The sequence below is a fragment of the Catellatospora paridis genome, assembly GCF_009720365.1.
Classification (GTDB): Bacteria; Actinomycetota; Actinomycetes; order Mycobacteriales; family Micromonosporaceae; genus Catellatospora; species Catellatospora paridis.
The window spans coordinates 632,610-652,955 of record NZ_ML769312.1 but is presented as its reverse complement, the minus strand read 5'-3'; the positions used below and the strand labels follow the sequence as shown (position 1 = coordinate 652,955).

Sequence of the window (20,346 nt, the reverse complement as noted above, 5' to 3'; positions counted from 1 at the left end):
GAACCGGTACCGGAGCTGTGAGCTGCGAGGACTCAGTCCAGGTGGCCGAGGACCGCCGAAGGATCGATCGTGGTCGGCAGATCGCTGACCTGACCGTCGCCGAGTTCGATCACGCGCCAGGTCCCGTCGTCACGCAACGCGACATCGGTGGTGACGAACGGATGCCCGAACGCGGCCACCAGCGGGGCGATCACCGTCAGGTCGGGCTCGCTCGCCAGGTCCGGCGTGTCCGGGTGCGGACCGGCCAGCACCGGCTCACCGCGTACCCACCAGACCCGGGCCTCCACGGTGCGGCCGTCGCGCTGCGCGAAGCGCTCGAACCGGCGCACCACGACGCCGCCCTGCAGCGAGTCCTCCTGCAGCTCGACCATGCGGGCCACCACCCGGTGCGCGTGCGCGACGTCGGCCAGGTCGGGGATGAAGCAGGCCTGCGCCCACTCGTGCTTGCGCGACTTGACGTAGTCCTTGACCACCGCAGGTCCACCGCCCAGCGGCGCGACCAGCTCGGCGACCTGGTCCACGGTGGGCGGCTCGCCCGGTTGCCACGGCGTCCACACGCTGTCCGGCGTGACCGGGGCCAGGGCGGCGTACCAGCCCGGCAGCTCGTGCGCGGAGCGGTAGGCGGGCGCGGAGACGCGCAGGTGCACGCCGCGCCCGGCGAGCGTGTCGGCCAGGTCGGCGTAGCGGCCGGTGGGGACCATCCACCCGCGATACCAGACGTCGCCCAGGTCGCGCGGGATGCGGCGGACCGCGGCGGTGACGTCCCCGGCCAACAGGGCGTCGTGGTCGAGCAGGGCCACGACGCCACCGGTGTCCCGCACCGCCCGCGCCTGGGCGGCGAAGTGGGGATCGGTGCGGGTCGGGGCGAGCGGATCGGCGCAGAACACCACGGTCACGAGCGGCGAGCCTAACCGAACCGGCACGGGCGCGCCGCGCCGTTTCGGAGCCGCCGCACGCCGCGCCCGTCGCCGACCTGAGAAGAAACGTCAAGAAGCCAGTCGGTGCATCCAGGACTCGACGTCGGCGGCGGTGCGCGGCAGGTCGTCGGACAGCATCCGGTAGCCGGTCTCGGTGATCAGCAGGTCCTCCTCGATCCGGAAGCCCATGCCGCGCAGCTCGGCCGGGATCAGGCCGTCGTCGGGCTGGAAGTAGATGCCCGGCTCCACGGTGAGCACGTGCCCCGGGGTCAGCGTGCCGTCGAGGTAGTGGTCGGCCCGCGCCGCGGCGCAGTCGTGCACGTCCAGGCCGAGCATGTGCCCGGAGCCGCACAGCGTCCAGCGCCGGTACAGCCCGCTGTCCTCGTCGAGGGCCTGCTCCGCGGAGACCGGCAGGATGCCGAGGTCGGCCAGGCCGTACGCGTAGACGCGCATCGCGGCGCGGTGGAAGTCGCGGTAGGCCGCACCCGGCACGAGCGCGGCGAGCGCCGCGTCGTTGGCCTTTCGGCACAGTTCGTACAGGTCGCGCTGCAGCGGGGTGAAGTGCCCGGAGATCGGCAGCACGCGGGTGATGTCGGCGGTGTACAGCGAGCGCGTCTCCACACCCGCGTCGAGCAGCAGCAGGTCACCATCGCGGACGGGGCCGTCGTTGTCGATCCAGTGCAGCGTGGCGGCGTGCGCACCGGCGGCGACGATCGAGTGGTAGCCGACCTCGTTGCCCTCGAGCCGAGCGCGCTGCCAGAACACGCCCTCCAGCAGCCGCTCCGAGGTCGCCTTGGCCTGCGGCAGGGCGCGCACGACGTCCTCGAAGCCGCGGGTGGTGATCGCGACGGCCTCCTCCAACTGGGTGATCTCCCAGGCGTCCTTGACCAGCCGCAGCTCGGCGAGCACCGCCTTCAGCTCGGCGTCGCCGTCGACCGGTGCGACGGCGGCGTCGACCTCGGCGTCCAGGCCGCGCAGCACCAGCGTCGGGGTGTCCGGCTTGAGTGCGGCGGCCAGCTCGTCGCGGTGGCGGGTGGTCACGCCCAGCGCGCGGGTGCTCTCCCCCAGCGTCGGGCGGCGGCCGGCCCACAGCTCGCCGTAGCGGCGGTCGCGGAAGAACTCGCCGTTGTCCCGGGCGGAGCGCGGACGCAGGTAGAGGGTGCTGTCGCCGTCCGGCTCGACGACCACGACGCCGTCGCTGGACTGGTCGCCGGTCAGCCACACGTAGGCCGAGTGCGCCCGGAAGCGGTAGTCCTGGTCGTTGGAGCGGGACTTGAAGGCGCCCGCCGGGACGACGATGCGGTGCCCGGGGAACGCCTGGTGCAGGCGCGCACGCCGGGCCGGCGTCCACGTGGCGACCTCCGCGCGCGGCAGGTCGTGGTGCTCGGAGTCGAGCCAGCCCGTGCGCATGAACTCGTCGAGTGCTGCCGACACGGGCAGGTCGTGGCTACCGGTGTGGAACTTCTGCTCGGCCATGCCGAGGACAGTACCGTATCGCCATTGACTCCTTACACCGTCGATCCGGGCGCCGCACGCGATAGACGTTGGCCTATCCAGATGAGTTTTTGGCGATCATTCTCATCCAGATAGGCCAACGTCTATGGTAAACCGGGGGCCGGGCGGGTCAGCTCTTGACCGAACCCGCCATCATGCCGCCGATGAACCAGCGTCCGAGCAGGACGTACACCAGCAGTGTCGGCAACGACGTGATCAGCGCGCCCGCCATGGCCGCCGCGTAGTCCGGCGACTGCGCCCCGGCCAGGGCGTTGAGCGCGATGGTGATCGGACCGTTGCGCGTGTTCGACAGGAAGATCGCGAACAGGTAGTCGTTCCAGGACGAGGTGAACTGCCAGATGACGGTCACCACGAAGCCCGAGACCGACACCGGCAGGATCAGCGAACGGAACGTGCGCAGCAGCCCGGCCCCGTCCATCTGCGCCGCCTCGATCAGCTCCTCCGGGATGATCGTCGCGTAGTAGTTGCGGAAGATCAGCGTGCAGATCGGGATGCCGTACACCGTGTGCACCAAGACCAGTGTCGGGATGCCGGGCGCGACGCCCAGCCAGGACACCACGTCGCGCAGCGGGATCATGACCGCCTGGTACGGGATGAACATGCCGAACAGGATCAGCGTGAACACCACGTCCGCGCCGGGGAAGCGCCAGCGCGACAGTACGAACCCGTTGGCCGCCCCGATCAGCGACGAGATCAGCGCGACCGGGATCGCCAGCTGGAATGTGCGGCCGAACGACGGGCCCAGCGCGGTCCACGCCTTCGCCCAGGACGCGAAGGTCCACGTCTCGGGCAGGTTCCACTGCCCGTTGACGCCGATCTCCCGGCCCGACTTGAAGCTCGTCACCACCAGCACGTACAGCGGCATGAGCACGATGAGCACGAACACCACCAGCAGCCCGTAGCGGATGGTGCGGGCCACCGGCTTGGGCAGGCCCTGGCGCGGCGCGGGGCCGCCCCGGCGCGGGGCGGTGGCGGCGGGCGCGGTCGCGGCGACGGTCTCGGTGCTCATGAGCGCTTCTCCGAGCGGTTGACGTGGATCAGGTACGGCACGACCACCACGGCGACGATCAGCAGCAGGAACACCGAGATCGCGGCGGCCTTGGCGTAGTCGCGGGTGAGCAGCGTCTGCCAGACATACACGGCCGGCACCTCGGTCAGCCACTGCGCCCCGGACACCGACATGATCAGGTCGAACATCTTCATCGACATGTGCCCGGTGATGATGAGCGCCGACAGGATGGTCGGCGTCAGCTGCGGGAACAGCACCTGCCGGTACAGCTGGAAGGTGGTGGCCCCGTCCACCACGGCGGCCTCGCGCAGCTCCTCGGGGATGCCCCGGAACCCGGCCAGGAACAGCGCCATCACGTATCCGGACAACTGCCAGATCGCGGGCACCGCCATCGCGGCCATGCCCCAGTCGGGGTCGGTCCACCACGGGCTCTCCAGGAAGCCCAGCCCGAGCCCGTGGAAGATCGCGTTGATGCCGCCCGCGTTGTCACCCTCGCCGGTGTTCATCAACCAGCGCCAGACCACGCCGGAGGCGACGAACGACACCGCCATCGGGAACAGGTAGACGGTGCGCCAGAAGCCCTCGGCCTTGGCGCGGCGCTCCAGCAGCAGGGCCCAGATCAGGCCGAGCACGATGGTGCCCACCATGAACACCAGCGTGAAGACGAGCAGGTTCTTCAGCGAGTGGGTGAAGCGGTCGTTGATGTCGCTGGTGAACAGCTTGGTGTAGTTGTCGAGCCCGACGTAGCCCTTGGCGGGCCGGGCGTTGTGGCGGTCCTGCAGGGACAGGTTGACCGTCCAGCCGATCAGGCCGTACACGAACACGGCCAGCAGGATCAGCGACGGTGAGATGAGCAGCAGCCCGGGTATCCAGGTCCGCCTCCGGTGGCGCAACGCGACCTCCTCGGTAAGGAAGGGCACCTTCCTGGTGGGAAGGTGCCCTTCGCAGCCATGCGGCGAACTACTTCTTGGGGCCGAACTCCGCCGCCGCCGACGCCAGCGCCGTCTGCAGCGCGGCGACGTCACCGTCGCTGGAGAACTTGCCCTGCGCCGAGCCGACCGCACCCTGCCAGGTCTGCGCGCACGCCGAACCGTGCGGGCAGCTGGGCACCTGGGTCGCGGTCTTCCAGTCGGCCATGGCGGCCTGCTGGTATGCCGGGAAGCCGTCCGTGCCCACGTCGGTGCGGGCCGGGATCGAGCCCTTCTTCTGGTTGAACGCGGCCTGGCCGGTGGCGCTGCCGACGGTCTTCAGCCAGCACTTGGTGCCGTCCGCGTTCTTCGCGCCCTTGGGCAGCACGAACGAGTCGGCCAGCCACTGGAACGTGTTGCCGTTGCCCGGGAACACCGACCAGCCGTAGTCCTTGAAGCCCTTGGCGTCGAGGTCGGCCGCCTCCCAGTCACCCATCAGCTGGTACGCCGCCTTGCCGTCCATCAGCAGCTTCTCGGCGTCGGTCCAGTCGAAGGTGTCGCGGTCCTTGTTGGTGTAGGTCAGCAGCCGCTTGTAGTCGTTGATCGCCGCGGTCATCTCCGCGCCGGTCCACGGGGTGGCGCCGTTCCACAGGCCGCTGAACTTCTCCGCGCCGAGCTTGGAGATCAGCAGCGCCTCGAACAGCATCTGCTGGGTCCAGTCCTTGCCCAGCGCCAGCGGCGCGGCCACGCCCGCGGCCTTGAGCTTGTCCAGGTCGGCGAAGAAGCCGTCGAGGGTGGTGGCGTCCTTGGCGATGCCGGCCTTGGCCAGCACCGTCTTGTTGCTCCACAGCACGTTGGCGCGGTGGATGTTGGCCGGCACCGAGTAGATCTTGCCGCCGACCGTCAGGTTCTCGATGAGGCCCTTCGGGAAGGCGTTGGTCAGACCCCATTCGGTGTACTGCGCCGAAAGGTCCTCGAGCTGGTCGTCGTTGATGTAATCGGACAGTTCCGCGCCCGCGTGGGCCTGGAACGTGTCCGGCGGGTCGTTCTGCTGCAGCCGCGAGGCCAGCACCTGCTTGGCGTTGCTGCCCGCGCCGCCCGCGACCGCGCCGTTGAGGAACTCGTAGTCCGCACAGTCGGTCTTGAAGACGCCGACGAGGCCGTCGAGACCGGCCTTCTCACCGCCGTCGGCCCACCAGGTGAAGACCTCCACCTTCTTGGTGCCTTCGCCGGGCTCCTCGCTGCTGCTGCAGGCCACGGTGGCGAACATCGTTCCGAAAGCGACGGCCAGGGCTGCCACTCGCCTGGAAAGACGCATGCTTCCTCCATCTGGGTTTTGACATCGTTGTCTCACGCGCCCACCCAGCCTTCTCCGGCCATGTCGGAGTGTCAACGCAGGTTACCGATTTGTTGCCAGACACAACAGAATCGAGATCAGGTTCTCGCCCTTGGTCACCGAGTGGACACTCGGCGGCGCACCACGGATCTCCAGCGGATTCCGGGCGGGTGTGCACAGTGGTCGCCGGCGCGACGTGACCTGCCGGCTCGGCGAACCGGTCCGGCACCGGCAGGGGGTCAGCCGGCCAACTCGAACACCGGCTCGCGCTCGCGGACCGCAGCGGCCACGGGTGCGGTGTCCGCGTCGTCGGTGACCGCGACCGCGAACGCGGCCAGGCTCACCGCGGTGAGGTCCTCGGCCAGCGCCCAGTACCGGTCGGGCAGGTTGGTCCGCTGATCGAGCGCCGCCCGCAGGTGGTAACCGCCGTACGCGCCCAGGCCCGCCCCGGCCGCGCCGAGCGCCGCCCCGGCCACCGCGCGGCCGAGACCGCGTTCGTCGGACCAGCCCAGCAGGCCGCCGGCCAGGCCGCCGAGGGCGAGCCGGGCCAGCAACGGGCCCCGGTTGAGCCGGCTCGGGGTGCTGGGCAGCTTGTCGGCGACGAGTTCGGTCGCGGCCGTGGCGACCAGGCTCTTGCGCACGAGCGGGCTGGACAGCACCTGGCCCTGCACCATCGAGGAGAAGCCCCGGCCCTTCCTGCCCTTCTTCTTGCCGCCACGGCTCATGGCCACCGCGAGCGCCGCCAGCCCGAGCTGCGAGCGCATCCCCGTGGCCATGCCCAACGCCAGCGGCCGCAGAACCGTGATCGCACCCATGGATACAGGCTATGCCCGTCGTGGCCGCGCTGAGGGCTGGTCGGCGAGCCCGCCCTCGCGACCGTTCGGCGGTTTCGACCGCCGACCTAGACGGCGGGCGCCGGGCGGGTGGCGAGGAAGCGGGCCGGGTCGTCGAGGATGGCCTGGGTGACCGCGCGGGCCGCGCCGACCAGGGCCGCGTCGGAGCCCAGTGCGGACGCGCGCACCTTCGCCGGGGCCCAGCGGGCGGTGATCACGCGCCGGGCCAGCTCGCGCTCGATGGCGGGCCGCAGCCAGTCGATCAGTTCGGCGTAGTGGCCGCCGAGCACCACCGTGCCGATGTCCAGCAGGTTCACCGCCCCGGACAGCGCCACGCCCAGCGCCGTGCCGGCATGCTCCAGCGCGTCCAGCACCGGGGCGCTGCCCTGGCGGCCGCCGTCGACCAGGTCGGCGAGCACGGCCCCGCCGGCGCGCAGCCCGGCGGCGGCACGGATGGCCTCCTCACCGGCGTACTGCTCCAGGCAACCGCGCGAGCCGCAGTGGCAGTCGGGGCCCTGCGGGTCGATGGTGACGTGGCCGATCTCCCCCGCCCAGCCGTGCGAGCCGCCGAACAGCTCGCCGTCGAGCACGATGCCGCCGCCGATGCCGATCTCGCCGGAGACGTAGAGGAAGCTGCGCAGCCCGGTGGCGTGCCGCTCCCCCAGCGCGGCCAGGGTGGCCTCGTTGGCGACGTCCAGCGGCAGGTCGCGCGGGCCGCCCAGGTCCTCCGGCCGGGGCAGGGCGACCTGCTGCCAACCGAGGTTGGGGGCGATCCGGATGGTGTCGCCCTCGACCAGGCCGGGCACGGCGATCACGCCGCCGGCCGGGACCAGGCCCTGGGCCGCGACGGCGGCGACGGCCTGGTCGGCCAGCTCGCCGAGCGCCTGCCAGGTCTGCGCGGGGCTGTGCTCGCGCTGGTCTAGCCGGCGCACCTGGCGATGGCGTACGGCCCCGGTCAGGTCGACCGCGCACACGGCCAGGTAGTCGACGTTGACCTCCATGCCGAGCCCGGCAGGGCCGGTGCCCGCGGGCACGATGCCGGTGCCGGGGCGGCCGACCCCGGAGCGCGACACGGGCTCCAGTTCGGCGACCAGCCCCCCGGCGATGAGCTCGTCGACGATGGTGGAGACGGTGGCCCTGGTCAGCCCGCTGGCCGCCGCGATCTCGGCCCGCGACGGCGGCCGGTTCGCGGCGGTGACATGGCGCAGCACCAGCGCGAGGTTGTGATCGCGCAGGCTGCGCTGGCGCACCGGATCGTCTCGGCGCGGCGGGCGGGGCGGCATGGTCTTGACAATGCCACAGCCTATAAGTTCAATGGCTGAACAAACAAGATTTCAGGGAGATGACATGACGCAGCCGACTCCGGCCGACAAGTTCACGTTCGGCCTGTGGACCGTGGGATGGGCCGGCCGGGACCCGTTCGGCGACGCCACCCGCGACCCGATCGACCCGGTCGAGTCCGTGCACCGCCTCGCCGAGCTCGGCGCGTACGGTGTCACGTTCCACGACGACGACCTGATCCCGTTCGGCTCCGACGACAGCGAGCGCGAGCGCATCATCAAGCGCTTCCAGGCCGCGCTGGCCGAGACCGGTCTGGTCGTGCCGATGGCCACCACCAACCTGTTCACCCACCCGGTCTTCAAGGACGGCGGCTTCACCAGCAACGACCGCGCCGTGCGGCGGTACGCGCTGCGCAAGGTCATGCGCAACATGGACCTGGCCGCCGAGCTGGGCGCGCAGACCTACGTGCTGTGGGGCGGCCGCGAGGGCACCGAGTACGACGGCTCCAAGGACGTGCGCACCGCGCTCGAGCGCTACCGCGAGGGCCTGGACATGCTCGCGCAGTACAGCATCGACCGGGGCTACGGGCTGAAGTTCGCGCTGGAGCCCAAGCCGAACGAGCCCCGCGGCGACATCCTGCTGCCGACCATCGGCCACGCCCTCGCGTTCATCGACAGTCTTGAGCACCGCGACATGGTCGGCCTCAACCCCGAGGTCGGGCACGAGCAGATGGCGGGCCTGAACTTCCTGCACGGCATCGCGCAGGCGCTGTGGCACGGCAAGCTCTTCCACATCGACCTCAACGGCCAGCGCGGCATCAAGTACGACCAGGACCTGGTCTTCGGCCACGGCGACATCGTCAACGCGTTCTTCCTGGTCGACCTGCTGGAGTTCGGCGCCCCCGACGGCGGCCGGGCGTACACCGGCCCGCGCCACTTCGACTACAAGCCCTCGCGCACCGAGGACCTCGACGGCGTCTGGGCGTCGGCGGCCGCGAACATGCGCACGTACCTGCTGCTCAAGGAGCGCGCCGCGGCGTTCCGGGCCGACCCGCGGGTCGCCGAGGCCCGTGCCGCCGCCCGCTACGACGAGCTGGCCGTGCCGACCCTGGGCGCGGGCGAGACCTTCGACGGCCTGCTGGCCGACCGCTCGGCGTTCGAGGACTTCGACGTCGACGCGCAGGCCGCCAAGGGCGGCGCCTTCGTCCAGCTCAACCAGCTCGCCCTGGAGCACCTGCTCGGCGTCCGCTGACCCTGCCCCGGGCCGCCGCCCCGCGTGGTGGCGGCCCGGCCATGATCGCCGTCTCGTGTCGGAACCTCGGGTGCCACCGCGGGTTCCGACACGAGACGGATCTTCGTCGGCGGACCCGGCAGACCGGCCTCGCGTGACGAGGAGCACGTAAAACCGGTGCGTGGTCGCCGGGCATCCGCGTTAGCCTGCCCAGCGTGCTCACCCGGATGATCAACCTGCTGCCCGCCCACCCGGCCACCCGCGCCCTGGTCTTCAGCACCCTCGCCGGATCGACCTCCCGCGGCCTGTTCATCACGGTCAGCGTGATCTTCTTCACCCGCTCCGTGGGCCTGTCCGCCGGCCAGGTCGGGCTCGGTCTGACCATCGCCGCCGTGGTCGGGCTCGTCGCCGGGGTGCCGGCCGGGCACCTGGCCGACCGGGTCGGGCCGCGCCGGGTCATGGTGGCCTTCGGGATGGCCCGAGCGGCACTCATGCTGGGCTACCTGGCCGTGCACGGCTTCATCGGATTCGTCCTGGTCGCCGCCGGGGTGCAGCTGCTCGAGGCGGGCTTCGGCGCCGCGAACGGGGCGCTGATCGCCGGCTCGATCCCGCCCGACGAGCGGGTGCGCACCCGCGCCATGCTGCGCGCCGTCACCAACGTGGGCTGGGGCGTCGGCGCACTGCTCGCCGGCGTGGCCCTCAAGTACGACACCAGGTCCGCCTACGTCGCCATCCTCGTGGTCTGCGTCGCGCTGGCGCTGCTGGCGTCATCGCTGGTCATGCGCGTGCCGCCGATCGCGCCGCAGCCCCGGCGCACGTCGGGGCCCGCCTTCGTGGTGCTGCGGGACCGCCCCTACCTCGCGCTCGCGGCGCTCAACGGCGTGCTGTGCATCCACTACGGGATGCTCAACGTGGCCGTGCCGCTCTGGGTGGTCGAACGCACCAACGCACCCGCCTGGGTCGTCGCCATGCTGGGGCTGCTGAACGCCACCATCGTGGTGCTGTTCCAGATCCGGGCCAGCCGGGGCACCGCCACCGCGGAAGGGGCCGCCATCGCGCAGCGGACGTCAGGACTGCTGCTGCTCGGCGCGTGCGTGCTCTACAGCCTGGCCGCCGGGCAGAGCGCCTGGCTCGCCACCGCCGCGCTGGTCGCCGCCGCGGTGGTGCACGTGCTCGGCGAGCTGCGCCAGGCCGCGGGATCGTGGGGCATCTCGTTCGACCTCGCGCCCGAGCACGCCCAGGGGCAGTACCAGGGCATGTACGGCACCGGGTTCGCGCTGGCCGGCGTCATCGCACCTGCCCTGCTGGCGACCGTGGTCATCGGCTGGGGCTGGCCGGGCTGGCTACTGTTCGGCCTGATCTTCGCGGCCAGCGGCGCGGCAGTCCCGGCCGCCGTACGCTGGGCGCGCCGGACCCGTCCGCAGGTCGCCACCACCGAGCCCGCTCTCGCCTACGGCGTGTTCCATAAGTGACCGGCTTGTGCTGGTCGCTTTGAGCGTGTGCAGGTGGCGGGCTGTTGTCGGTGGTGTGTGGCATGGTGTGCTGCCGTGGCCCGTTTCACCACGTTCCAGTTCTGTCTGGACCCGACTGCCGAGCAGCAGGCCGTGCTGCGTCGGCACGCGGGTGCGGCCCGGTTCGGCTACAACCAGTGCCTCCGTCTGGTCAAACAGGCTCTGGGCGGTAAGCAGCGCGGGACGGTCGACAAGGTTCCGTGGTCGGGCTTCGACCTGATCAACGCATTCAACGGATGGAAACACTCAGCGGACGCAGGTCGGGTCATGGTGGCCGCCGCCGACGGAACCACCACGGTCGAGGCCACCGGCCTGCCGTGGCGAGCTCAGGTGTGCCAGCAGGTGTTCGAGGAGGCCGCGGTCGACCTCGGCCGCGGGTTGGCCGCGTTCACGGCATCGCGGACCGGCGACCGCAAGGGCCGGCGGGTAGGTTTCCCGAGATTCAAGTCCAAGAAGCGGACGCCGCTGTCGTTTCGCCTGCGCTGCAGGACCTCTCGGGCGGGCCGGGCAAGTATCCGGGTCGGTGAACAGGCGCCGCGCACCGTGACCCTGCGCGGCATCGGCACCATGGCGGTATGCGAGGACACGCGCCGCCTGCGTCGCATGCTGGCCAAAGGGCGGGCGAAGGTCGTCTCTGCGACCGTCAGCCACCGGGCGGGCCGGTGGGCGGTGTCGCTGACCTGCGAAGCCGCCGACCTGCACGACAACCACCGCCACCAGCCGAACAACGGCACCGGAGGCTGGGTGGGCGTGGACCGGGGCCTGAAGGCGTTCGTCGTCGCCGCCCGCGCCGACGGCACCGAGGTCCTGCGAGTGGATGACCCGCCGCGGCCGGCAAGGGCCGGTATGGCGCGCCAGCGTCGGCTGGCCCGCGCCGTCACCCGCAAACAGCTCGGCTCCAACAATCGGCGCAAGGCCGTGGCCCGGTTGGGCCGACACCACGGCCGGGTACGCGCGATCCGGCAGCGTTTCCTGCACCAGGTCTCCAACGAGGTGGTCAAGACCCACGACCGGCTCGCCATCGAGACCCTCACGATCACCGGCATACTGCGCAACCGGCACTTGGCCGCGGCGATATCTGACGCGGCATGGGGCGAACTGGCCCGCCAACTGACCTACAAGCAGCAGTGGCACGGCGGACACCTCACCCCGGTCGACCGCTGGTACCCGTCGACCAAGACCTGCGCCCCATGCCGGACCGTGGCCCCGGCCATGCCCCTGCACCAGCGCACGTTCACCTGTCACGTGTGCGGGTATCAGGCCGATCGGGACCTTAATGCCGCGGTCAACCTCGCCATCTGGGCCGAGCAGCACCATGCCCAGGTCCGGGACCTCCACGCAGGGGGCCCGGTCACCAACGCCTGCCGAGGGGAAGGCTCTGGCCCGCGCACACGCGCAGGCGAAACCAGCCCCGATGACGCAGGAACCGCACCCACCCCACCCGGGGTGCGGCGCGGACGCCCGAGAAGGGCGCTGTCTCACAACTCCAACGAGTTATGAAACAGGCTGTAGCAGGAGTGATCCCCATGACAGCTACCGACGCTCCGCACAGCGCGCAGGGCTGGCTCGCGGACACCAGGACCTCGTATGACACCGTGGCCGACAGCTACTCCGACCTGACCCGCGACGCATTGGCCGCCGAGCCTCACCTGAGCGCGGGACTGGGCCTGTTCGCCGACCTGGTCCGCGCGGCCGGCTCGGGGCCGGTGGCCGACGTGGGTTGCGGGCCGGGGCACATCACGGCCCACCTGCACCGCCTGGGACTCGACGTCTTCGGCATCGACCTGTCGCCCGCGATGATCGAGGTCGCCCGGCGCGAGCATCCCGGACTGCGGTTCGAGGTCGGGTCGATGACGGATCTCGACCTCGCCGACGGCTCGGCCGCGGGCCTGCTCGCCTTCTGGTCGCTGATCCACGTCCCCGACGACGCCGTCCCGGGCGTGCTGGGCCAGTTCCGGCGGGTGCTGCGGCCCGGCGCGCCGCTGTTGGTCGGTTTCCACGTCGGCGACGAGTCTCGGCTCAAGACACAGGGGTACGGCGGGCGCCCGATGCGGGTGCACGTGCACTGGCGCCGCCCGGAGCGTCTCGCGGCGTGGCTGGGCGACGCTGGGTTCACCGTCACCAGCCAGCTGCTGCTCAAACTCGACCAGGCCGTGCCGGGCGCGATCCTCTACGCGCGCCGAGAGCCGTAGGAAGCGGGTTCAGTCCAGCAGGACTGCCGCGCACAGGCACAGCGCGCCGATGACCACGCCGACGACGATCCAGGTCATCGGGTTCAGTTCGCCGCTCTGGACCTCGGCGACCAGGTCGCTGAGCATCGGGACGACCGCCACCAGCACGCCCAGGCACATCACGCCCAAGCACAGGAAACCCAGGGACTTCAGGATCTCCACGGGCGCCACCTCCCCTGCCGGTACGCAGTCATCTTCCTCGATGTTAAGGCGGCCGTACGACAACGGTGCGCGGGCCGGACGGCCCGCGCACCGTCCGATCAGGAGGCGGTGACCAGCGAGCCGCGCTGGTCGGGGGCACGGCGGCGGAGCAGGCCGTCGAGAGAGAACGCGCCGGGGCCGAGCACCGCGACGATCAGGAACGACCAGCAGAACAGGGCGGCCGCCTCGCCGCCGTTGTTCAGCGGCAACAGACCCTGGGTCTGGTGCACCACGAAATAGGCGTACGCCATGGAGCCGGAGCAGAGCAGTGCGGCCGGCCGCGTCGCCAGCCCCGCGATCACCAGGATGCCGCCGGCGAGCTGGATGAGGGCAGCCCACCAGCCGGGCCAGGCGGCGAACTCGACGGCCTGGCCGGAGCCGCGGTTGCCGCCGAACACGCCGAACAGCGAGGCCGCGCCGTGGAACGCGAACAGCAGGCCGAGCACGACCCGGAACAGCGTCAGGGTCACGGCGGCGGATCGGGCAGAGGACATGAAGGTCTCCTCAGGGTGAGATCTGATGTCGTTGCCCGGACGCGTCCAAGATTAGATCGATTGATTCGCACCTGACAATGTCATCTCAAGGGGCGAACACATGGATCCGTGTCTGTGCGAGCGCATATCATCAGCGCGGCGTGGCAGCAGTCGACGCCGCCGCGCCCCAGGGCGGGCCCCGCGACCCGATGGGTGGACCCATGCTTCACGGCGACGGCGTGACGCTTCGACCGGTGCTGACGGCGGATCTGGATCGGCTCTACCGCGCCCACACCGACATCGCCAACCGCGGCGCGTACTTCCCGCTGGGCGTGCGGTCCGAGCCGGACTTCCGGCGCGAGCATGCCGAGACCGGGCTATGGCAGCGTGAGGCCGGCACGCTGCTGATGGTCAACGGCGCGGGTGAGCTGCTGGGACACATCGAGTTCTTCCGGCCGGTGATTTACTGGGACGCCTTCGAGCTGTCGTACCAGCTCTACGACGCCAGCTTCGCCGGGCGCGGGCACGTCACCGAGGCGGTCCGGCTGCTCGTCGACTATCTCTTCGCGACGAAGAAGCAGCACCGCATCCAGCTGGTGATCGTTCCGGAGAACGGCGCGTCCCGGCGGATCGCCGAGAAGTGCGGCTTCACCCTGGAAGGCACGGTCCGGGGCGCGTTCTTCAACGACGGCCGCAGCCAGGACGTCGTCCTGTACTCGTTGCTGCGTACCGATACCCGGCCGTGGTGGGCGGGCGCCTGATGGCGCCGCTTGGCTACGCTCCGCGTTTGGACGCGCTCGGCGAGCGGGAGCTCGATCCCCTGCCCTTCCTCGTGCTCGGTCTCATCCTGCTGGGCCTCGGCCTGGTGATGCTGTGGCGCGGCGTCGGGTTGCGCCGGATCCACCGCAGCCAGGTAGAGCAGGCGGGCCCGATCGGCCCGACGGCCGACGACGCGGCACCCGCGCAGGACCATCCGGACCCACGCCGCACCCCACGGCGCGACCCCCGCGACTGGCTGCGGATCTTCGTGGAGGGGCTGCTGCTGACCGGCGTCGGCCTGGCCTTTGTGGTGCGCGCGGTGAGCCGCCTGCTGGACTGAGTCACAGCCGCCGCATCCGCGGGATCGGTGAGGCGATCAGCCACAGCACGCCGGCCAGCGCGCCGATGGTGGCGATCCACAGCGTCTCGCGTACGCCCAGGGCCGTGCCCAGCGCACCGCCGATGACCGCGCCGATCGGGCGGATGCCGTAGTTGATGGTGCGGTGCGCGCCCGTCACCCGGGCGCGCAGCTCGTCGGGGATGACGCTGGCCTGCAGCGAGCCGCCCGCGGTGTCCAGCAGCATGACGCCGAAGCCGGAGAAGAACTCGGCGCAGAACACCATCGTCAGCACCAGCCAGTGCGGCCCCTGGGCCAGTGGGATGAGGATGAGCGGGGCCGGGAACAGCAGGTAGCCGAAGACGTACAGGGGGCCGACGCCGAAGCGCTCGGCCAGCCGCCGGGCCACGGCCGCGCCGATCAGCGCGCCGACGGCCGCGAGGCCCAGGCCCAGGCCCAGCACGTCGGGGGTGATGTGCAGTTCGGTCGTGACGTACAGGATGACCAGCGCGCCGTACATGTAGTTGAACAGGTTGATGGTGGTGCTGGCGCACACGGCCGCCCGCATGACCGGGTGGCGGGCGATGAACGACAGGCCTTCGCGCAGCCCTAAGCCGCGCCGGGCGGTCGGCGTCGGCTCGACGACCTTCACCCGGGCGATCATCACCGCGGAGAACAGGAACGACAGCGCGTCCAGCAGCAGCGCGAACGGTGCGCCGACCAGGCGCACCAGCAGGCCGCCGGCGCCGGCGCCGGCCACCGAGGAGAATGCTCGCGAGCCGTTGAGCAGCGCGTTCGCGGGCAGGAAGTCCTCGCGTGACACGAGCGAGACGAACAGGGTCGTGCGGCACACCTCGAACAGCACGCTGAACGTGCCGACGGTGAACGCGACCAGGTAGAGCTGGGTCATGGTGAGCGCGTCGAGCAGGTACAGCACCGGCACGGCCAGCAGCGCGACCGCACGGGCCACGTCCGCGGCGACCATGATGGTGCGCTTGTACGGCCGCCGGTCGGCCCAGCCGCCGAACAGCAGGGAGAACAGCAGGTTGGGGGCGAGCGCGGCGGCCGTCAGGTAGCCCATCTCGGCCGGGCCGGCCTGGGCGACGAGCACCGCGAACAGCGGCAGCGCCAGTTCGGTGATCTGGTCGCCGACCAGGGAGACGCTCTGCCCGGTCCAGTAGCGCCGGAACGGGGTCTGCCGCAGCAGCGGGGGCAGCCAGCGGCGGGTCGCGGGGGTGGCGGTGGCGGTCATGGGGGTGTGCGCCTCCGGACGTCAGGGCTGGTCGATGGTCGTCACGTAGTAGCCGATGTGGACTCCTCGCGCGCCGAGCGGCCGCAGGGACGGGTCGGTCTGTCGGGAGCGGTATGCGCCGAAGAGGTCGTCGATGCGGCGGGACAGCTCGCCCAGCTCCTCGGCGGTGAGGTAGGCCAGGTCGTCGCCGGGGCCGGTGACGGCGCGCCACTGCGGCGGCTCGGTGTCGCGGCGGGACAGCCACTGCCGGGCGCGCTCGTAGAGGCGGTGGATGACCACCCCGTCGAGCTGGTCGACGGCGGCGCGGGTCTCGGCGTCGTCGGACTCGCGGCCCCATCTGGTCGACAGCGCGGTGGCCCGCCACGGCTTCTCCCGGGCGTCGGCGCCCTCCGCGCGCTCGACCAGGCCGTACTTGGCGAGCTGGCGCAGGTGGAAGGAGCAGTTCGGCACGCTCTCCCCGAGCAGGTTCGCGGCCTGGGTGGCGGTGAGGGGGCCCTCCCGGCGCAGCAGGCCGACCAGCGACATGCGCAGCGGGTGGGCGTACGCGCGCAGGGCGAGGGGGTCGGTGAGGTCCACGGCGGGACGGTCGGTCATTTCCTAAAGATATCTTTAGAAAGCTTCCTCTACAATCCTGCGACGTCACTCCCCCGCAGTCGCCTACCGGACACCTCGTGTGCCGATCGACCCAAGTCGATCATTCAAGGCCGAGACAGAGCCCCTTACAGCACTCCCCAGCAGCACTCACAAAATTTCTTCATCGACGAATAGGGATGTGAAGCACTTCCAAAGTTCTCCCACCTTCTATATATATAGCTCTCAGTGGCTACCGCCACGTTCCACTGAGTCGGGGAGGACTCGTGAAAAGAACCCTCGCTACCGGCAGCGTCGCCCTACTCGTGGGCGCCATGCTGTCGGTGTCGGCAACCTCCGGCAACGCGGCGCCCAGCACCCCGTCGGCGCCCGTCGGCGTCGCGGCCGCCGAGCGCGCCCTCGCTGAGCACCCGTCGGACGTGCGCGCCGCCGGCGGCGACGCGTACCGCATCGACCGCACCGTCAGCGACAGCAGCGGCACCCACGTGCGCTATGCCCGCACGTTCCACGGCCTGCGGGTCTACGGCGGCGACTTCGTCGTGCACACCGCCGCCAACGGCGTCTACAAGGGATCGTCGGTCGGCCTCGAAGCCCCGCTGACCCTGTCCACCACCCCGCAGGTCACCGCCGCCACGGCCGCGCAGGCCGCCCGCGGCAGGTTCTCCGGCACCGTCGCCACGGTCGGCTCCCCCGAGCTGTTCGTCGACGCCAGCAGCGGCAAGGGCAAGCTCGCCTGGGAGACCGTCGTCACCGGCATGCGGGCCGACAAGCAGACGCCGTCCGAGCTGCACGTCATCACCGACGCGGTGACCGGCGCACACCTCGGCTCGTTCGACGAGATCATGATGGTGAACGGCACCGGCAACAGCGTCTACTCCGGCACGGTCACGGTCGACACCACACTGTCGGGCTCGACGTACCAGATGATCGACCCGTCGCACGGCAACGGCCGCACCTGCGACATGAACAACGGCTCCTCGACCTGCACCACGTTCACCGACGCGGACAACATCTGGGGTGACGGCACCAACGCCAACCGGCAGTCCGCCGGTGTCGACGCGCACTTCGGCGCCGCGGCGACGTTCGACTACTTCAAGAACGTGCACGGCCGTAACGGCATCTTCGGCAACGGCACCGGCGTGCCCAGCCGGGTCCACTACGGCAACGCGTACGTCAACGCGTTCTGGGACGGCGCGCAGATGACCTACGGCGACGGCTCGGGCAACAGCCGCCCGCTCGTGTCGCTGGACGTCGCGGGCCACGAGATGAGCCATGGCGTCACCGAGGCCCTGGCGGGCCTGGTCTACTCGGGTGAGTCCGGCGGCCTGAACGAGGCCACCTCGGACATCTTCGGCAACATGGTCGAGTTCTACGCCAACGCCCCCTCCGACCCGGGCGACTACCAGGTCGGCGAGAAGATCAACATCAACGGCAACGGGACCCCGCTGCGCTACATGTACAACCCGACCCTGGACGGCGCGTCGCACGGCTGCTGGTCGACCAGCACCAACAGCGTCGACGTGCACTACAGCTCGGGCCCGGGCAACCACTTCTTCTTCAACCTGGCCGAGGGCACCGGCGCCACCGCGTACGGCACCAGCCCGGTCTGCGGCTCGGCTCCGGCCGTCGTCGGCATCGGCCGCACCAAGGCCGAGAAGATCTGGTACCGCGCGCTGGACGTGTACTTCACCTCCAGCACCCGCTACGTGAACACGTCCACCCCGGCCAACACCTCCCGCGCCTACACCCTGTCCGCCGCCACCGACCTGTACGGCCTGTGCTCGGTCGAGTACAAGACCGTCCAGGCCGCCTGGACCGCGGTCAACGTGGCCGGCAGCGACGCAGCCTGCCCCGCCGGCAACGACTTCTCCCTCGCGGCGGCGCCCGCGTCGGGCTCGGTCAACCCCGGCAGCTCGGTGAGCAGCACCATCACCGCCACCCTGACCAACGGCAGCGCGCAGACGGTCAACCTGACCGCGAGCGGCCTGCCCAGCGGCGCAACGGCGACCTTCAGCCCGTCCTCGATCAACTCGGCGGGCGGCACGTCGTCGCTGACCATCGCCACGGCCGCGGCCAGCCCGCCCGGCACGTACGCGATCACCATCACCGGCACCGGCGCGAGCTCGACGCGGACCACGACGTTCAACCTGACCGTCAACGGCCCGCCCGGCTGCTCCGGCACCAACTCCACCGACGTGGCGGTCCCGGACAACACGACCGTCGAGTCCTCGATCACCATCTCCGGCTGCGCCGGCAACGGCGGCGCGGCCAGCACGGTCGCCGTGAACATCCTGCACACCTACATCGGTGACCTGGTGGTGAACCTGGTCGCGCCGGACGGCAGCACCTACCTGCTGCACAACCGGACCGGCGGCAGCGCCGACAACATCAGCCAGACGTACACGGTCAACCTGTCCGGCGAGGCCGCCAACGGCACCTGGAAGCTGCGGGTGCAGGACGCGGCGTCGGCCGACACGGGCACGATCGACACGTGGACGCTGAACCTGGTGGGCGGCACGCCGACGGTCTGCTCCGGCACCAACGGCACCGACGTGTCCATCCCGGACAACACCACCGTCAACAGCCCGATCACCCTGTCGGGCTGCTCCGGCAACGCATCGGCGACCTCGACGGTCGCGGTGAACATCGTGCACACCTACATCGGTGACCTGATCGTGACCCTGGTCGCGCCGGACGGCAGCACCTATGTGCTGCACAACCGGGCCGGCGGCAGCGCCGACAACATCAACCAGACCTTCACCGCCAACCTGTCGACCGAGGTGAAGAACGGCACCTGGAACCTGCGGGTCCAGGACGCCGCCTCCGCCGACACCGGCTACATCAACAGCTGGACCCTGACCCTCTAGGTCAGGGGTGACGGCGAGGGGCCCCGGCGTGTGCCGGGGCCCCTCGCTCGTGCTCGGCCGGAACTCAGCCGACCGTGTCCGGACGTGCGGGCACGTCCAGCTCCGTGGCCAGGGTGCGCAGCAGCGGGCCGTACTCCGGGTGCGCCAGGGCCGTGGCCATCTGGGCGACCAGGTAGTCGGCCGGGTTGCCGGTGTCGTACCAGCGGCCCGAGATGACCTGCCCGTACACGGCCCGCGTCGAGGCGTAGGCGTTGATCGCGTCGGTCAGGTAGACCTCGCCGGTGCGCCGCTCGTACCAGCGCTTGGTCTGCTCCCGCAGCTCGTCGATGATGCCCGGGGTGACGACGTAGCCCCCGATCGCCGCGAACGCCGACGGGGCGTCCTTCGGCTTGGGCTTCTCCATCAGGCCGGTGATGCGCATCAGGCCGCCGTCCAGGTCCTCCTTGACCACCGGCACCCCGTAGCGCTGCGAGTCCTCCGGGCTCATCGGCATCAGCGCCAGGACCGGGCAGTTCGTCGCCTCGTACGCGCGGATCAGCTGCTGGGCGCGGGGCACCTCGGCGACGAACACGTCGTCCGGCCACAGCACCAGCATCGGCTCGTCGTCGAAGTTGCGGGCGGCGTTGAGCACCGGCGTGCCGTTGCCGTACGGGCCGTGCTGGTCGAGGTAGGTAATGTGCCCCTGCTGCGCCAGCTCGGCGATCTCCTCGACCGCGTCGGCGTAGGCGGTCTTGCCGTCCGCGCGCAGCTGCTCGACCAGCGCCGGGTTCGGCCGGAAGTGGTCCTGGATCAGCGACTTGCCGCCCGAGATCACGATCGTGATGTCGGTGATGCCCGAGGCCACCAGCTCGCGCACGGTGTGCTCGATCACCGGCTTGTCGCCGACGGGCAGCATCTCCTTCGGGATGGCCTTGGTCAGGGGCAGCAGCCGGGAGCCGAGGCCCGCGGCCGGGATCACGGCCCTGCGGATGGTCGAAGGCATGAGATCTCTCCAGGTCAGAAGTCGCTCAGCGGTACACCCGACGCTAACAGGCGACCAGGTCGACCGGGCGCGACCCACGCCCGGAACGTCCCATACGTCACCCGCGGAACCGC

General features: G+C 70.8%; 19 protein-coding genes. 7 read left to right on the top strand and 12 right to left on the bottom strand.

The annotated features are described in order from the left end of the window. Window positions 1–32: 32 nt before the first annotated feature. From F9C41_RS02795 to F9C41_RS02765, 7 genes are all read right to left on the bottom strand, one after another. Window positions 33–896, bottom strand: coding sequence for an ATP-grasp domain-containing protein (locus F9C41_RS02795; protein ID WP_230689248.1), 864 nt, complete (start codon window positions 894–896; stop codon window positions 33–35). Between the two features lie 90 nt (window positions 897–986). Further along, window positions 987–2,393 (bottom strand): aminopeptidase P family protein, encoded by a 1,407-nt coding sequence (locus F9C41_RS02790; protein WP_155384963.1) that lies wholly within the window; start codon window positions 2,391–2,393, stop codon window positions 987–989. 148 nt (window positions 2,394–2,541) lie between these two features. Further along, the gene (locus F9C41_RS02785; protein WP_155384962.1) at window positions 2,542–3,441 is read right to left on the bottom strand and encodes a carbohydrate ABC transporter permease; all 900 of its coding nucleotides are present in this window, start codon (window positions 3,439–3,441) and stop codon (window positions 2,542–2,544) included. After that, the gene (locus F9C41_RS02780; protein WP_155384961.1) at window positions 3,438–4,334 is read right to left on the bottom strand and encodes a carbohydrate ABC transporter permease; all 897 of its coding nucleotides are present in this window, start codon (window positions 4,332–4,334) and stop codon (window positions 3,438–3,440) included. The genes F9C41_RS02785 and F9C41_RS02780 overlap by 4 nt, the downstream gene beginning before the upstream one ends. A gap of 67 nt (window positions 4,335–4,401) precedes the next feature. Next, entirely contained in the window at window positions 4,402–5,667 is a 1,266-nt protein-coding gene (locus F9C41_RS02775) for an ABC transporter substrate-binding protein (protein WP_155384960.1), read from the bottom strand. A 257-nt stretch (window positions 5,668–5,924) separates the two neighbouring features. Then, on the bottom strand, window positions 5,925–6,500 hold the full coding sequence (locus F9C41_RS02770) for a hypothetical protein (RefSeq protein ID WP_155384959.1): 576 nt from the start codon (window positions 6,498–6,500) through the stop codon (window positions 5,925–5,927). Between the two features lie 86 nt (window positions 6,501–6,586). After that, window positions 6,587–7,801 (bottom strand): ROK family transcriptional regulator, encoded by a 1,215-nt coding sequence (locus F9C41_RS02765; protein WP_155384958.1) that lies wholly within the window; start codon window positions 7,799–7,801, stop codon window positions 6,587–6,589. A gap of 64 nt (window positions 7,802–7,865) precedes the next feature. Here F9C41_RS02765 and xylA point away from each other — a divergent pair, with 64 nt between their 5' ends. From xylA to F9C41_RS02745, 4 genes are all read left to right on the top strand, one after another. Beyond that, the gene (gene xylA / locus F9C41_RS02760) at window positions 7,866–9,050 is read left to right on the top strand and encodes a xylose isomerase (RefSeq protein ID WP_155384957.1); all 1,185 of its coding nucleotides are present in this window, start codon (window positions 7,866–7,868) and stop codon (window positions 9,048–9,050) included. A 194-nt stretch (window positions 9,051–9,244) separates the two neighbouring features. Further along, window positions 9,245–10,501 carry an MFS transporter gene (locus F9C41_RS02755; RefSeq protein WP_230689247.1) on the top strand — a complete coding sequence of 419 codons (1,257 nt, stop codon included), beginning with the start codon at window positions 9,245–9,247 and terminating at the stop codon, window positions 10,499–10,501. A 75-nt stretch (window positions 10,502–10,576) separates the two neighbouring features. Continuing rightward, a complete protein-coding gene (locus tag F9C41_RS02750) occupies window positions 10,577–12,040 on the top strand; it encodes an RNA-guided endonuclease InsQ/TnpB family protein (protein WP_196279597.1) in 1,464 nt (487 codons plus the stop codon). 26 nt (window positions 12,041–12,066) lie between these two features. After that, the gene (locus F9C41_RS02745) at window positions 12,067–12,732 is read left to right on the top strand and encodes a class I SAM-dependent methyltransferase (protein ID WP_155384955.1); all 666 of its coding nucleotides are present in this window, start codon (window positions 12,067–12,069) and stop codon (window positions 12,730–12,732) included. Window positions 12,733–12,741: 9 nt separating this feature from the next. Here F9C41_RS02745 and F9C41_RS02740 read toward each other — a convergent pair whose 3' ends face one another. Together F9C41_RS02740 and F9C41_RS02735 are read right to left on the bottom strand one after the other, a co-directional pair. Continuing rightward, entirely contained in the window at window positions 12,742–12,933 is a 192-nt protein-coding gene (locus F9C41_RS02740) for a hypothetical protein (protein WP_155384954.1), read from the bottom strand. A gap of 98 nt (window positions 12,934–13,031) precedes the next feature. Further along, the gene (locus F9C41_RS02735; RefSeq protein ID WP_155384953.1) at window positions 13,032–13,466 is read right to left on the bottom strand and encodes a DoxX family protein; all 435 of its coding nucleotides are present in this window, start codon (window positions 13,464–13,466) and stop codon (window positions 13,032–13,034) included. 140 nt (window positions 13,467–13,606) lie between these two features. Here F9C41_RS02735 and F9C41_RS02730 point away from each other — a divergent pair, with 140 nt between their 5' ends. Together F9C41_RS02730 and F9C41_RS02725 are read left to right on the top strand one after the other, a co-directional pair. Further along, window positions 13,607–14,206 carry a GNAT family N-acetyltransferase gene (locus F9C41_RS02730; RefSeq protein WP_196279596.1) on the top strand — a complete coding sequence of 200 codons (600 nt, stop codon included), beginning with the start codon at window positions 13,607–13,609 and terminating at the stop codon, window positions 14,204–14,206. Window positions 14,207–14,232: 26 nt separating this feature from the next. After that, window positions 14,233–14,544 (top strand): hypothetical protein, encoded by a 312-nt coding sequence (locus F9C41_RS02725; protein WP_155384951.1) that lies wholly within the window; start codon window positions 14,233–14,235, stop codon window positions 14,542–14,544. A 1-nt stretch (window position 14,545) separates the two neighbouring features. Here the strand turns inward: F9C41_RS02725 and F9C41_RS02720 are convergent, their stop codons facing one another. Both F9C41_RS02720 and F9C41_RS02715 read right to left on the bottom strand, forming a co-directional pair. After that, window positions 14,546–15,793: an MFS transporter gene (locus tag F9C41_RS02720; protein WP_155384950.1), complete on the bottom strand. Its 1,248-nt coding sequence runs from the start codon at window positions 15,791–15,793 to the stop codon at window positions 14,546–14,548. Window positions 15,794–15,814: 21 nt separating this feature from the next. Next, a complete protein-coding gene (locus tag F9C41_RS02715; protein WP_155384949.1) occupies window positions 15,815–16,387 on the bottom strand; it encodes a helix-turn-helix domain-containing protein in 573 nt (190 codons plus the stop codon). 263 nt (window positions 16,388–16,650) lie between these two features. Here F9C41_RS02715 and F9C41_RS02710 point away from each other — a divergent pair, with 263 nt between their 5' ends. Continuing rightward, window positions 16,651–19,251 carry a M4 family metallopeptidase gene (locus tag F9C41_RS02710; protein ID WP_230689246.1) on the top strand — a complete coding sequence of 867 codons (2,601 nt, stop codon included), beginning with the start codon at window positions 16,651–16,653 and terminating at the stop codon, window positions 19,249–19,251. 64 nt (window positions 19,252–19,315) lie between these two features. On the opposite strand, the gene F9C41_RS02705 is transcribed toward F9C41_RS02710, so the two are convergent. Continuing rightward, entirely contained in the window at window positions 19,316–20,233 is a 918-nt protein-coding gene (locus F9C41_RS02705; protein WP_155384948.1) for a UTP--glucose-1-phosphate uridylyltransferase, read from the bottom strand. Window positions 20,234–20,346 lie beyond the last annotated feature (113 nt).